The 14,324-nt window shown below is 63.6% G+C and carries 14 protein-coding genes; 13 read left to right on the forward strand and 1 reads right to left on the reverse strand.

Annotated elements, in window-relative coordinates:
* Nucleotides 1-103 precede the first annotated feature (103 nt).
* From NL528_RS10730 to NL528_RS10745, 4 genes are all read left to right on the forward strand, one after another.
* Nucleotides 104-736 (forward strand): YoaK family protein, encoded by a 633-nt coding sequence (locus NL528_RS10730; RefSeq protein ID WP_309184858.1) that lies wholly within the window; start codon nt 104-106, stop codon nt 734-736.
* Nucleotides 737-773: 37 nt separating this feature from the next.
* Nucleotides 774-1,616, forward strand: a complete 843-nt coding sequence (locus NL528_RS10735) for a shikimate dehydrogenase (protein ID WP_309182657.1) — start codon at nt 774-776, stop codon at nt 1,614-1,616.
* A 181-nt stretch (nt 1,617-1,797) separates the two neighbouring features.
* Nucleotides 1,798-2,424 (forward strand): hypothetical protein, encoded by a 627-nt coding sequence (locus NL528_RS10740; RefSeq protein WP_309182658.1) that lies wholly within the window; start codon nt 1,798-1,800, stop codon nt 2,422-2,424.
* 164 nt (nt 2,425-2,588) lie between these two features.
* Entirely contained in the window at nt 2,589-3,218 is a 630-nt protein-coding gene (locus tag NL528_RS10745) for a hypothetical protein (RefSeq protein WP_309182659.1), read from the forward strand.
* Between the two features lie 116 nt (nt 3,219-3,334).
* Here NL528_RS10745 and NL528_RS10750 read toward each other — a convergent pair whose 3' ends face one another.
* On the reverse strand, nt 3,335-4,471 hold the full coding sequence (locus NL528_RS10750; protein ID WP_309182660.1) for an alpha-hydroxy acid oxidase: 1,137 nt from the start codon (nt 4,469-4,471) through the stop codon (nt 3,335-3,337).
* 109 nt (nt 4,472-4,580) lie between these two features.
* On the opposite strand from NL528_RS10750, the gene NL528_RS10755 reads away from it, so the two are divergent.
* From NL528_RS10755 to serA, 9 genes are all read left to right on the forward strand, one after another.
* The gene (locus NL528_RS10755; protein WP_309182661.1) at nt 4,581-4,772 is read left to right on the forward strand and encodes a hypothetical protein; all 192 of its coding nucleotides are present in this window, start codon (nt 4,581-4,583) and stop codon (nt 4,770-4,772) included.
* Between the two features lie 235 nt (nt 4,773-5,007).
* The gene (gene glmM / locus NL528_RS10760; RefSeq protein WP_309182662.1) at nt 5,008-6,354 is read left to right on the forward strand and encodes a phosphoglucosamine mutase; all 1,347 of its coding nucleotides are present in this window, start codon (nt 5,008-5,010) and stop codon (nt 6,352-6,354) included.
* A 94-nt stretch (nt 6,355-6,448) separates the two neighbouring features.
* The gene (locus NL528_RS10765) at nt 6,449-7,702 is read left to right on the forward strand and encodes an MFS transporter (RefSeq protein ID WP_309182663.1); all 1,254 of its coding nucleotides are present in this window, start codon (nt 6,449-6,451) and stop codon (nt 7,700-7,702) included.
* A gap of 262 nt (nt 7,703-7,964) precedes the next feature.
* Entirely contained in the window at nt 7,965-8,786 is an 822-nt protein-coding gene (locus NL528_RS10770) for a porin family protein (protein WP_309182664.1), read from the forward strand.
* Nucleotides 8,787-9,000: 214 nt separating this feature from the next.
* Nucleotides 9,001-9,825: an outer membrane beta-barrel protein gene (locus NL528_RS10775; protein ID WP_309182665.1), complete on the forward strand. Its 825-nt coding sequence runs from the start codon at nt 9,001-9,003 to the stop codon at nt 9,823-9,825.
* A 75-nt stretch (nt 9,826-9,900) separates the two neighbouring features.
* Nucleotides 9,901-10,491, forward strand: coding sequence for a glutathione S-transferase family protein (locus NL528_RS10780; protein WP_074280181.1), 591 nt, complete (start codon nt 9,901-9,903; stop codon nt 10,489-10,491).
* A gap of 18 nt (nt 10,492-10,509) precedes the next feature.
* Nucleotides 10,510-10,980, forward strand: coding sequence for a GNAT family N-acetyltransferase (locus NL528_RS10785; RefSeq protein ID WP_309182666.1), 471 nt, complete (start codon nt 10,510-10,512; stop codon nt 10,978-10,980).
* Between the two features lie 266 nt (nt 10,981-11,246).
* Nucleotides 11,247-12,419, forward strand: a complete 1,173-nt coding sequence (locus NL528_RS10790; protein WP_309182667.1) for a phosphoserine transaminase — start codon at nt 11,247-11,249, stop codon at nt 12,417-12,419.
* A 152-nt stretch (nt 12,420-12,571) separates the two neighbouring features.
* The gene (serA, locus tag NL528_RS10795; protein WP_309182668.1) at nt 12,572-14,161 is read left to right on the forward strand and encodes a phosphoglycerate dehydrogenase; all 1,590 of its coding nucleotides are present in this window, start codon (nt 12,572-12,574) and stop codon (nt 14,159-14,161) included.
* Nucleotides 14,162-14,324: the final 163 nt, after the last annotated feature.

Raw genomic sequence — 14,324 nt, forward strand, 5'->3', positions numbered from 1 at the left:
GTTGCAGAGATCATGACCCTGGAAGCGGGGGCATGATCATTGGCAATACAGACGGCCAAAGCCAACGCTAGCTTGCGCGCGACGATTGGTGCGCAAGACCACCGTGCTTGATTCCCGCCGCAACGTCGCGCTCGCCTGTGCGCTGAGCGCGCTGGCCGGCTATGTCGATGCCATCGGCTTCCTGCATCTCGGCGGCCTGTTCGTTTCCTTCATGAGCGGCAACTCGACGCGGATGGGCGTCAGCCTGGCCGAAGGGCACTGGCTGAACGCGGCCGTGGCGCTCGGGCTGATCGCGCTGTTCGTGATCGGCGCTGCCGCCGGCAGCCTGATCGTGCTCGGCCGCGGCGCCCATCGCCAGCCCTTGGTGCTGCTGACGGAGGCGTTGTTGCTTGCTGGCGCCGCGCTCGCCTACACGTTCGGTCTGCCGAATGTCGCCGTTGCCACCATCGTGCTGGCGATGGGGCTTGAGAACGCGGTGTTCCAGATCGATGGCGGCGCCGGGCTCGGCCTCACTTATGTTACCGGCGCGCTGGTCAAGGTCGGCCAGCTGGTAGCGGCGGCGCTGACCGGCGGCGCGCGCTGGGCCTGGGCGCCGAACCTGTTACTGTGGGCGGCGCTGGTGACGGGGGCTCTGTGCGGCGCGCTCGCCTATCACTGGATCAATCTCGCCGCGATCTGGTTTGCCGCCGCCATCGCGCTGGCGCTGAGCGGGATCGTCGCCGCGACGGCGCGATAGCATTGACAGCGAACGCCGCTTGCCCGATTGGACAGCCATGACATCAGGAACAAGACCCCGCGCCGCATGTCTGATCGGCTGGCCGGCGGCGCATTCGCGCTCGCCGCTGATCCATCATTACTGGCTGCGAACGCTCGGCATCGAGGGCGGCTACGTCATCGAAGCGGTGCCGCCCGACGAGTTCGGGGATTTTGTCTTTCGGCTTTCGCTCCGCGGCTTTGTCGGCGCCAATGTCACCATTCCGCACAAGGAGCGGGCGCTGGCGCTGTCCAAGCCGGACGCGCGCGCCCGCGCCGTCGGCGCCGCCAACACGCTGTGGTTCCAGGACGGCGAATTGTGTTCGACCAACACCGACGTCGAAGGCTTTATCAACAATCTCGATGCCGGCACGCCCGGCTGGGACAAGGCGACGGATGCGCTGGTGCTGGGCGCCGGCGGCGCGGCGCGCGCGGTCGTATTCGGGCTGATCGAGCGCGGCATCCAGCGCGTGCATCTGGCTAACCGCACCCTGGAGCGCGCCGGCGCGCTGGCCGAGCAATTCGGCCCGCGCGTGTTGCCGGTCGCGTGGGAAGCGATCGGCGATTTGCTGCCGCGCGCGGGGCTTTTGGTCAATACGACGTCGCTCGGGATGCACGGCCAGCCCGCGCTCGAATTGAATGTCGGCCTGATGCCGGCGGAAGCCGTCGTCGCCGATCTCGTCTATGTGCCGCTGGAAACGCCGTTGCTGGCAGCATCGCGGGCGCGGGGATTGAGGACCGCCGACGGGCTCGGCATGCTGCTGCACCAGGCGGTGCGCGGGTTCGAATTGTGGTTCGGGCAGCGGCCGCAGGTCACATCAGAACTTCGTGCGCTGATCGAGGCTGATCTCACGCACGCGTGATCCGCCGGTGTGTGAAGCGGTGAAACGATCACGCCTTCTCTTAATTGGTAAGTGCCGCGCGATTCGACCCAAAACCGGTTCCCGCTCTTGCTGATCGCGCTCTTTTGAGCGGGAATATCATTGCGATGCTGGGGTCCAGTGTTAGGTCAATATGCCCCGTGCCCCGCCCCCGGAGAATCGTATGCCTTCCCATCGTTCCACCCTCATTCGCCCGCTCGTCGCCGTCGCAATGGTCGCCGCCTCGACGCTTTATGCGATCGCCCAGCAGCCGCCGACGCCGTCGCGGGTTCGAGGCACCATCGAAGGCGTCGACGGCGCCGTGCTGTCGGTCAAGTCGCGCAGCGGCGAGGACGTCAAGCTGCACATGACCAGCGACGTGCAGGTGGTGGGGATCACCAAAATTTCGCTGTCCGATATCAAGGTCGGCTCCTTCATCGGCACCACCACGGTGCCCGGACCGGACGGCAGCCAGAACGCGGTCGAGGTGCATGTGTTCCCGGAAGCCATGCGCGGCACCGGCGAGGGCTCGCGGCCCTACGATCTGCGTCCCAACAGCACCATGACAAATGCGACGGTGGATCAGTCCGTGGTCGGCAATGACGGTCACACGCTGTTGATCAAATACAAGGACGGCGAGAAGAAAGTTCTGGTGTCGGCCGAAACGCCGGTCGTGACCTATGTCCCCGCCGACAAATCCGACCTCAAGGCCGGCGCCAAGGTGATCGCGTTCATGAAAAAGCTGCCGGACGGCTCGTTCGAGACCAACCGCGTCAGCGTCGGTCGCGACGGGCTGACGCCGCCGATGTGACGCAAAGTGTCATTCCGGGGCGTGCGCTAGCACGAGCCCGGATCGGGATTCCGGGTCTGGTCCTTCGGACCATCCCGGAATGACGAGAGCCGCACGGGAATAGGTACTCGCTCCCGGTGTTTGCGGGGGATGGATCGCTGAAACCGCCTTGGGAGGAAAACACCATGTCGACGATTTCTTCGCTGCTGCCGCGCGTGCTCGCGGCGTCGCTGATATCTGCTGTTCTGTTGGGAACGGCGGCCTGGGCGCAACAACCGCCGCCGGTTCGCATTCGCGGCACCATCGAGGCCGTCGATGGCGCCATGCTGTCAATCAAGTCGCGCGAAGGCACCGACATGAAGGTCCGCATGACCGACAATGTCGCGGTGTTCGGCGTCGCCAAGACCGCGCTGTCGGAAATCAAGGAGGGTTCCTATATCGGCGTCACCGCGATGCCGGAGCCCGACGGCACCCAGAAGGCGGTCGCTGTTCATATCTTCCCCGAGAATCAGCGCGGCGCCGCCGAAGGCTTCCGGCCCTGGGATCAGCGCCCGGGCAGCACCATGACCAACGCCACCGTCGCCCAGACGGTCAAGGGCACCGACGGCCAGAACATTTTGGTCAAATACAAGGACGGCGAGAAGAAGGTCGTGGTGCCGCCGGATACGCCGATCGTCACCTTCGTCGCCGGCGACAAGTCCGAGCTGAAGCCCGGCGCCAAGATCATCATCTTCGGTGCGGTGAAAAAGGACGACGGCGTGCTCGAAGCCAACCGCGTCAATGTCGGCCGCGACGGGATCACGCCGCCGATGTGAGGCTGCCAAACTCTCTCAACGCGTCGTCCCCGCAAAAGCGGGGACCCATAACCACCGATGTTTGTTGTTACACCGGGGGGTCCCGGCTCAAGGCCGGGACCACCATTGATGTGTGACTAAACCGCAATCACCCGATCGTCGATCTCGGCGATGGTGTTGACGCCGCACAGGCCCATGGTCGTGGTGAGCTCCTTGGCGAGCAGGTCGATCGCCTTGGCGACGCCGGCCTCGCCGGCGGCGCCGAGCCCGTAGGCATAGGCGCGGCCGATCATGCAGGACTTCGCGCCGAGCGCCAGCGCGCGCATCACATCCATGCCGGTGCGGATGCCGCCGTCGAACATGATCTCGATCTTGGAGCCGACCGCGTCGACGATTTCAGGCAGCGCCTCGATCGACGACGGCGCGCCGTCGAGCTGGCGGCCGCCATGGTTGGAAACCACCAGCGCCTGCGCGCCGGTCTTGGCGGCTTCCTCGGCGTCCTCGACGTCCAGAATGCCTTTCAGGATCAGCTTGCCCGGCCAGATGCTGCGGATCCAGTCGATATCCTTCCAGTTCAGCGAGGTGTCGAACTGCGACGCGGTCCATTCCGACAGTTTGGTGAGATCCTCGGTGCCTTTGACATGACCGACGATGTTGCCGAAGCTGCGGCGCTTGCCGCGCAGCACGCCGGCGACCCATGAGGGTTTGCTCGCGAAGTCGAGCAGCTTCGACAGCGACCATTCCGGCGGCACCGTCATGCCGTTCTTGATGTCCTGGTGCCGCTGCCCGATCACCTGCAGGTCGACGGTCAACACCAGCGCGCTGCATTTGGCGGCGATCGCGCGCTCGATCAGGGATTTGATGAAGCCGCGGTCCTTCATCACGTAAAGCTGGAACCAGAATGGCTTGTCGACGGAGGCCGCGATATCCTCGATCGAGCAGATCGACATCGTGCTCTGGGTGAACGGAATGCCGGCGGCCTGCGCGGCGCGGCAGGCGTGAATCTCGCCATCGCCATGCTGCATGCCGAGTAGCCCGACCGGCGCCAGGATCAGCGGCATTTTCGAAGGTTCGCCGAGGATCGTGGTCGACAGATCTCGCTTCGAGACGTCGACCAGGATGCGCTGGCGGAACTTGATCTGCTGGAGATCGTCGTGGTTGGCGCGCAGCGTGTCTTCGGTATAGGAGCCGCGATCCGCATAATCGAAGAATGCCTTCGGCACGCGGCGCTTGTGCAGCTGCCGCAGATCCTCAATGCAGGTAATATGCTTCATGGACGTCCCGGCCCTTCTTGTATTTCTTCACTGGCTTGTCATCTAGCATGGTTGGTCCACGAGCCAAATCGCGCGCCTTGCGTAGCCTTGCAAGCCGGGAGGACATCCAATGACCGGACCAATTTCCGTTTCCAAAGCCGCCAAGGGAGCCCGAAAGGAAACTGAAAAGGACGCCGAAAAGCGCCAGCTGGACGACGCCCTGGAGGAGGGGCTGGAGGAGACTTTTCCGGGCTCGGACCCTGTCAATGTCACCCAGCCGCCGCCGTCGAAGGGCGACCATCACGTCAAGCGCCGGGGGTAGTACTTGAGGGGTAGATGCCCGCGACGGCTCGCCGCAGCGCGGGTTTCCGATAGTAATTCCTTATTTTACAATGGGTTAGGTGCAAACCTTGCCATTTTCAGGCGGTAATGATTCATCATATTTTTTGAAGTCATTTTAGCGCCTGAGGGACTATAAGGCCTCTGCACGCTATGATGGTGGGCATTCGAGGCTTCTTGCCGGGACGGCTTGGGAAGTCTTGAAGCTTGGGGGATACATGAGCCGCAAATATTTCGGTACCGACGGGATTCGGGGCCGTGCCAATGGGCTGATCACGCCGGAGCTCGCGCTCAAGGTGGGGCAGGCGGCAGGGCTGGTGTTTCAACGCGGCGACCATCGCCATCGTGTCGTGATCGGCAAGGATACGCGCCTCTCCGGCTACATGATCGAATACGCGATGGTTGCCGGCTTCACCTCGGTCGGCATGGACGTGCTGCTGCTCGGCCCGATGCCGACGCCGGCGGTTGCGATGCTGACCAAGTCGATGCGCGCCGATCTCGGCGTGATGATTTCCGCCTCCCACAATCTGTTCGAGGACAACGGCATCAAGCTGTTCGGTCCGCAGGGCTTTAAATTGTCCGACGACGTCGAGCGGCAGATCGAGCAGCTGCTCGACGAGCCGATCGCCCGCCGCCTGTCGCAAAGCGCGAGCCTCGGGCGCGCCCGCCGCATCGACGGCGTCCACGACCGCTACATCGAATTCGCCAAGCGCACGCTGCCGCGCGACCTCAGCCTCGACGGCCTGCGCGTGGTGATCGATTGCGCGCACGGCGCGGCCTACAAGGTGGTGCCGGAAGCGCTGTGGGAGCTCGGCGCGGATGTCGTCGCCATCGGGGTTGAGCCGGACGGATTCAACATCAACAAGGAATGCGGATCGACCTCGCCGGAGGCGCTGAGCCGCAAGGTGCGCGAGATGCGCGCCGACATCGGCATCGCGCTCGACGGCGACGCCGATCGCGTCATCCTCGTCGATGAGCGCGGGCATGTGGTGGATGGCGACCAGTTGCTCGCGGTGATCGCGCAAAGCTGGAAGGAAGACGGCCGGCTCTCGCGGCCGGGGGTTGTCTCCACCGTGATGTCGAATCTCGGGCTTGAGCGTTTCCTGCAAGGGCACGGCATCGAGATGGTGCGCACGCCGGTCGGCGACCGCTATGTGCTCGAGCAGATGTTGAGCGGCGGCTACAATCTCGGCGGCGAACCGTCGGGTCACATTATTTTGTCGGACTATACCACCACCGGCGATGGCTTCGTGGCCGCGCTGCAGGTGCTTGCGGTGGTGCAAAAACTCCGCCGCCCGGTATCGGAGGTCTGTCATCGCTTCGATCCATTGCCGCAGATTCTGAAGAACGTGCGCTATCGCAGCGGCAAGCCGCTCGACGATGCCGAAGTGAAGTCGGCGATTGTCGACGGCGAAAATCGGCTCAACGGCCATGGCCGGCTCCTGGTCCGCTCGTCCGGCACCGAGCCCGTGATCCGCGTGATGGGTGAGGGCGACGACCGCATCCTGGTCGAGGAAGTGGTCGACCACATCGTCTCGGCGCTCGGCCAGGCCGCGGCGGCCTGAGCGCATCGCTGCCATCGGCTAATGGTGCTGGTCGCAGCCGCGCCTGCGGCGTAGGAAATATGTCCCGCTGTCGAATCTTCCCGGGAATATTGCCGTGAACAAGCCCGTCGTCGTCTCCGAGGCAGCACCGGTCGTGCAGGTGCCGGACGTGACGCCCGGTTTCGCCGTCAAGGCGGCCGCGGCGGGGCCGGCCTATGTCGTGCTGGCGGGAATCAGTTTTTCGCATTTCCTCAACGACACCATGCAGTCGCTGATCGCGTCGGTCTATCCGATCCTGAAGGACAGTTACGCGCTGGACTTCGCGCAGATCGGCTTGATCACGCTGGCGTTCCAGTTCACGGCATCGCTGCTGCAGCCGGTGGTCGGGCATTTCACCGACAAGAAGGCGCAGCCGTTTTCGCTCGCCATCGGCATGGGCTTCACGTTTTTCGGCCTGCTACTGCTGAGCGTCGCGCACGCCTACGGCGTCATCCTGATCGCGGCGGCGTTGGTCGGACTGGGGTCGGCGGTGTTCCATCCGGAGTCGGCGCGGATCGCCCGCCTTGCTTCGGGCGGGCGCTATGGTTTCGCGCAATCGGTGTTCCAGCTCGGCGGCAGCTTCGGCACCTCGATGGGGCCGGTGCTGGCGGCATTGATCGTGGTGCCGTTCGGCCAGCCCTCGATCGCCTGGTTTTCATCGATCGCGTTCCTGGCGATCGTCATCCTGTGGCGGATCGGCGTCTGGTACCGGCCGCAGATCGCGACCCGGAAGCTTGCGACGGTCGAGCGGCATCCGGACGCACCGGACCAGCGGCGGGTCAGAACCGCGCTCATCGTGCTGGTCGCGCTGCTGTTCTCCAAGCAGCTCTACGTGTCGAGCCTGTCGAGCTATTACATCTTCTACCTGATCGACAAGTTCGGCGTCTCGACCCAGGCCGCCCAGCTCTATCTGTTCGTCTTCCTCGCCGCCAACGCGGCGGGCGCGTTCTTCGGCGGCCCGCTCGGCGACCGGTTCGGCCGCAAATACGTCATCTGGTTCTCGATCCTCGGCGCGCTGCCGTTCACGCTGGCGCTGCCCTATGCCGGCTTGTTCACCGGCGCGGTGCTCACCGTGTTCATCGGCCTGATCCTGTCGTCGGCGACGTCATCGATCATCGTGTTTGCGCAGGAACTGATGCCGCACCGCTTCGGCATGATCTCCGGGGTGTTCTTCGGCGTCGCCTTCGGCATCGGCGGATTGGGGGCGGCGGTGCTCGGCAAGCTCGCCGACCACACCGGCATCGCCTTCGTGTATCAGATCTGCGCCTTCCTGCCGGCGCTCGGGCTGCTCGCGGTGTTCCTGCCGAAGATGCCCAAATCCCTGCGTTAAGCCCGCGCGCCGGCGCGGGCTCTCCTTCGTTACGGGCTATATTTTATCAACACATCGTTAGGATGTATGGCGGTTTCGGCATTTTGCGTGCTGCAAAATGCATCAATTCCGCGGCGCAAACGCATCGCGCGAAAAAATCCTCACGGATTATCAACCTTAAAAATTAGGGTTAAGTGCCGCTTAAACATTTAGTGCCATCGTCCGGCCGTGGATTTTTCGATGTGAGGCTTTGTCTGCCTCACCGGCCAAAAGGACAAAGCCAATGCGTAGCGTTAAGTTCCTCATAGCCGCTGGCGCGGCATCCCTGTTGTCGTCGGTCGCGTTTGCAGCCGACATGCCGATCGCAGTTCCTTATGCGCCGCCGGTCGTCGAAGACTTCGGCGGTTGGTATCTGCGCGGCGATATCGGCTTCAGCAATCAGCGCGTCGATCGCCTGAACAACGTGCTCGACGCCGGCAACACCTCGTCGGTGCAAAACCTCGGCTTCAACACCGCCGGCATCTTCGGCCTCGGCGTCGGTTACAAGGTCAACAACTGGTTCCGCGCCGACGTCACCGGTGAATACCGCGGCAATTCCCAGTTCTTAGGCAGCGACCACATTACCTTCCCCGGCGGCGTCGGCACCGACACCTACCACGCTACCAAGAACGAGTGGGTCGTGCTCGCCAACGCCTATGTCGATCTCGGCACATGGTGGTGCGTGACCCCGTTCATCGGCGCCGGCGTCGGCGGCGCGCGGGTCTCGATCAACAACTTCACCGATGCTGGCATCACTAACCTCGGCGGCGGTGCGCTGCCGGGCCTCGCCTTCGGCGACAACGTCTCGAAGTGGAATTTTGCCTGGGCGGTCCATGCCGGTCTCGCTTACAAGGTCACACCGAACTTCACCGTCGAACTCGCGTATCGCTATCTCGACATGGGTGACGGTCTGACGGGCGATCTGCGTACCTTCGACGGCACCAACAACGTCAACAACCCGACGACGTTCAAGAACATCACCTCGCATGACCTGAAGCTCGGCGTGCGCTGGAATCTCGACAGCCCTCAGCCGGTCTACGCGCCGCCGCTGGTGCGCAAAGGTTAATCCAGCCTTTCATCTGTTAACGATCGCCGACGGCGCGGGATTTTCCCGCGCCGTTTGCTTTTGCCGCGGCCGGCGATCCGGCGCGAGGCGCTCGCGCGAAGTGGCGCGCCGGTTTTGCAACAACATCGCGCCAATCGAAGCCTGCGACAACGATTGGTTAAGGTTAACGAGCGATGATCAGCGCCGAGTTCAGAGAGTCCGATGGAGTGTTGCGATGCGTAGATTTCTGCTGGCGGCGATGATGTTCGGGGCGGTGACCGGCGCGCGCGCCGCCGATCTCTCCGATCTTCCGATTCTGCGCGGGAGCTACACCGACGGGCTGACCTCGAGCAAGGTCAACTGGCAGGGCTTCTATATCGGCGGACAGGGCGGTTACGGATCGTCCGACGAAAACTTCGCCGGTTCGAACGCGAACATGCTGGCAGCCCTGCTCGATCACAACGTGATCCAGGAGATGCAGGTCTCGCAATGGAATCTCGGTCTCGCGAAGCAATCGGCGCGTTCGTCGGGGTACGGCGGCTTTACCGGCTATAATTGGCAATGGGACGACGTCGTCATCGGCCTGGAGGGGAGCTACCTGCACGGCACGTTCGGCGGTACAAATCACGCGACCAAGGCTCTCGTCAGCGGCAGCGCATTATCAGACGGCTTCTTCCACAGTGTTGCGGTCGACTCATCGGCGTCGATCTCGGTTTCTGACATGGCGACGCTCCGCGCTCGCGCCGCTTATGCATGGGGTTGCTTCCTGCCCTATCTGTTCGGCGGAGTAGCGCTCGGCAATGCCGACATCTCGCATTCGGTCACCGTCCACGACGCGGTCAGCCGCACCATATCCGGGCCCTTCACCGCGCTGGCGACATTGAATGCGACGGATGCCGTGCATAATCACCTCGTCTACGGCTACTCCGCCGGCCTCGGCGTCGACGTGAACGTGATTGGCGGCCTCTTCATGCGCGCCGAATGGGAGTACGTCCGCTTCACTTCCAGCGTCGACACCAGCGTAAACACGGTCCGTGCAGGCCTCGGCTACAGGTTCTGACCTGCGGCCTGTATCGGCTTGACAGGGAATAACGCGGCTGGTCCGATGCCGCTCCCGCCCGGGAGCGTGCGATCGATGAAAATCTACGGCGATACCAATTCGGGCAATTGCCTGAAAGTGAAATGGGTCTGCGACAAGCTCGCGCTGCCCTATAGCTGGATTGCCGTCGATACGTTGAAGCGCGAGACGCGCACCGCCGAGTTTCTCAAGCTCAACAGCGCGGGGCAGGTGCCGACCGTCGATTTCGAGGACGGCCGCACGCTGGCGCAGTCCAACGCCATCATTCGATATCTCGCGCGCGGCAGCGATCTCATTCCCGCCGATGACTTCGCGCAGGCCAGGATGGACGAGTGGCTGTTCTGGGAACAATACAGCCATGAGCCCTATATCGCCGTCTGCCGTTTCCAGATGCTCTATCTCGGCCGGCCGGCCTCCGATCTCGATCCGGACAAGGTCAAGCGCGGCTACGCGGCGCTGGCGCGGATGGAGCACCAGCTCGCCATCACGCCGTTCCTGGTCGGAAACGCGATTTCGCTCGCCGACATTTCGCTGCTGGCCTATACGCGGGTGGCGCATGAAGGCGGCTTTCATCTCGACGGCTATGCCGCGGTGCGCCGCTGGATCGGCGAGACCGAGAAATCGCTCGGGCTGCCGCCCGCCCGCTGAATCTTACCGGAAAATTTCATGACACCGATCTCGCAGGTCACCATCCGCCGCGCCCGCCGCGACGACGTCGGCATCATCGTCAAAATGCTGGCGGACGATCGGCTCGGCGGCGCGCGGGAGCGGCTCGAAGATCCGCTGCCGGATTGCTATTTCGAGGCGTTCGAGACGGTCGAGCGCGATCCGAACCTCCAGCTCATGGTCGCCGTGGACGGCGAGGGGGCCGTGGTCGGCTGCCTGCAGCTCTGCATCCTGCCGGGACTGAGCTCGCAGGGCGCCTCGCGCGCGCTGATCGAGGACGTTCGCGTCGCCAGCCATTGCCGCAGCCGCGGCATCGGCGAACAGCTGCTGCAATGGGCCGTCGCCGAGGCGCGCGCCAAAGGCTGCAAGCTGGTCGAACTGCTCACCCACCAGACCCGCGTCGATGCGCAACGGTTTTACGAGCGGCTCGGATTCGGGCGAAGCCATGTCGGCATGACCTTGAGATTCTGAAGCTTGGTCCGCGCACAAAGTTGCGCGGCGGCTTCGGCAAATCCTTGAGGTAGTTCTCGCTCTCTAGCGCGGCCGGTGCCGCAGGTCAGCGGCGCCGCATCAACCCGTTGTGATCCCCGGGTCATGTCCGATCCCCAGAGATCACACTGATTTCCGGGGCGTACCGGATCCCTCCGAAGCTCCTTGACGACTCCAGTCGTTTCCCTTATGCACCGCGGCGGGACACCTCCCCCCAACGGGAGGCTTACTATCTGGAAGGATAGATTATGACTGTAGCGAAGCCCGCTTCGCGGCCCAATGTGCCGCATTTCTCCTCCGGCCCCTGTGCCAAGCGCCCCGGCTGGACCCCCGAAAATCTCAAAGACGCAGCCCTTGGCCGTTCGCATCGCGCGAAGATCGGTAAAGCGAAGCTCAAGCTCGCGATCGACCTGACGCGCGAAGTGCTTGAAGTGCCCGCCGATTACAGAATAGGCATCGTGCCGGCCTCCGATACCGGCGCGGTCGAGATGGCGCTGTGGTCGCTGCTCGGCGCGCGGCCCGTCACCACCATCGCCTGGGAATCCTTCGGCGAGGGCTGGGTCAGCGATATCGTCAAGGAACTGAAGCTCAAGGACGTCACCAAGCTGCATGCCGGCTATGGCGAGATTCCAGATCTCAGCAAGGTCGATCAGGCGTCCGACGTTGTCTTCACCTGGAACGGCACCACCTCGGGCGTCCGCGTCCCCAATGCTGACTGGATCAGTGCCACCCGCGAAGGCCTCACCATTTGCGACGCGACTTCCGCCGCGTTCGCGCAAGCCCTCGACTGGCAAAAACTCGATGTCGTCACGTTCTCCTGGCAGAAGGCGCTGGGCGGCGAGGCCGGTCACGGCATGCTGGTGCTGTCGCCCCGCGCGGTCGCGCGGCTCGAGAGCTACAAGCCGGCCTGGCCGCTGCCAAAGATCTTCCGCATGACCAAGGGCGGCAAGCTCAACGAAGGCATTTTCGAGGGCGAGACCATCAACACGCCGTCGATGCTGTGCGTCGAAGACTATCTCGATGCGCTGCACTGGGGGAAAACGATCGGCGGCCTCAAGGCCCTGATCGCGCGCGCCGACGCCAACACCAAGGTGCTGGCCGACTGGAAGGCGAAGACGCCGTGGATCGATTTCCTGGCGAAAGATCCGGCGATCCGGTCCAACACCTCGGTGTGCATGAAGGTGATCGATCCCGCGATCACGTCGCTCTCCGCCGACGCGCAGGCGGATTTCTCCAAGAAGCTGGTCGCGCTCGTGGAGAAGGAAGGCGCCGGTTACGATTTCGCGCATTACCGCGATGCACCGGCGGGCTTGCGGATCTGGTGCGGCGCCACCGTGGAAGCCAGGGACGTCGCGCTGCTGACGCAGTGGATCGACTGGGCTTTTGCCGAGATGAAGTCGTCGCTCGCGAAAGCGGCGTAAGTAGCGTCATCTCATCATCGTCATGGCCGGGCTTGACCCGGCCATCCATCTAAAAAAGATGGACCCGCGGGTCTCTAGTGCGAAGACGTGCTTCGCACTTTCGCCCGCGGGTGACGATCTCAAATTAATTCGTCCATCAACGGATCGCTCCCATGTCCAAACCCAAAGTTCTCATTTCCGACGCGCTTTCACCCGCCGCCGTGCAGATCTTCAAGGATCGCGGCATCGAGGTCGACTTCCAGCCCAATCTCGGCAAGGACAAGGACAAGCTCGCCGAGATCATCGGCGATTATGACGGGCTTGCGATCCGCTCCGCCACCAAGGCGACCGCGAAAATCCTGGAGAAGGCGAAGAAGCTGAAGGTGATCGGTCGCGCCGGCATCGGCGTCGACAATGTCGAGATTCCGGCCGCCACCGCCAGGGGCATCATCGTGATGAACACGCCGTTCGGCAATTCGATCACGACCGCCGAACATGCCATCACCCTGATGCTGGCGCTGGCGCGCGAAATTCCGCAGGCCGACGCCTCGACGCAGGCCGGCAAGTGGGAGAAGAACCGCTTCATGGGCGTCGAGATCACCGCCAAGACGCTGGGCGTGGTCGGCTGCGGCAATATCGGCTCGATCGTCGCCGACCGCGCGCTCGGCCTGCGCATGAAGGTGATCGCGTTCGATCCGTTCCTGTCGCCCGAGCGCGCCAAGGATATCGGCGTGGAGAAGGTCGAGCTCGACGACCTGCTCAAGCGCGCCGATTTCATCACGCTGCACACGCCGCTGACCGAGAAGACCAAAAACATCATCGACGCCGCGGCGCTGGCGAAAATGAAGCCGGGCGTGCGCATCGTCAACTGCGCCCGCGGCGGACTGGTCGACGAGCAGGCGCTGGTCGATGCGCTGAACTCGAAGCATGTCGCCGGCGCTGCCTTCGACGTGTTCGTCGAGGAGCCGGCGACCAAGAACGTGCTGTTCGGCCATCCCAACGTGATCTGCACGCCGCATCTCGGCGCTGCCACCACCGAAGCGCAGGAGAACGTCGCACTTCAGGTCGCCGAGCAGATGTCTGACTATCTTCTGACCGGCGCGATCTCCAACGCCGTGAACTTCCCCTCGATCACGGCCGAAGAGGCGCCGAAGCTGAAGCCGTTCATTGCACTGGCCGAAAAGCTCGGCTCGTTCGCCGGCCAGCTCACCGAAACCGGAATCCTGAAAGTCCAGATCACCTATGAGGGCCATGTCGCCGAGATGAAGATCAAGGCGATCACCTCGGCGGTACTGTCGGGCCTGCTGCGGCCGATGCTGGGCGAGGTCAACGTGGTCTCGGCGCCGGTCGTCGCCAAGGAGCGCGGCATGGTGGTGGACGAGATCGTCCGCGCCGCGCAGAGCGACTATGAAAGCCTGATCACGGTCGCCGTCACGACCGAGCGGCAGGAACGGGCGGTGTCCGGCACCGTCTATCACGACGGCAAGCCGCGGCTGGTCGACATCAAGGGCATCCGTGTCGATGCCGAGTTCGGCAAGTCGATGATCTATGTCACCAATGAGGACAAACCGGGATTCATCGGCGCGTTCGCGAGCCTGCTCGGCGATGCCAAGATCAACATCGCGACCTTCCATCTCGGCCGGCACAAGCAGGGCGGTGACGCCATCGCGTTGGTCGAAATCGACGGCGCGGTACCCGCCGACGTGCTTGCCAAGGTGCAGGGACTGCCGCAGGTCAAGCAGGCCAAGGCTTTAGTATTCTAGAGCCGCTGGTGTTTTAAGACGCGGCGAATTCACCCTCCAGGGGAGGGCGAATTACTTCCCGCCGCCGACGGTTTTGTCGACCGCGTCATTCCGCGCCGCCGGCGCCCCCGCGCTGCCTTGGCGGCGCCTTACGGTTACCTCAATCGAACCAGTTCCTAGATCG

It is taken from the genome of Bradyrhizobium sp. Ash2021, from assembly GCF_031202265.1.
Classification (GTDB): domain Bacteria; phylum Pseudomonadota; class Alphaproteobacteria; order Rhizobiales; family Xanthobacteraceae; genus Bradyrhizobium.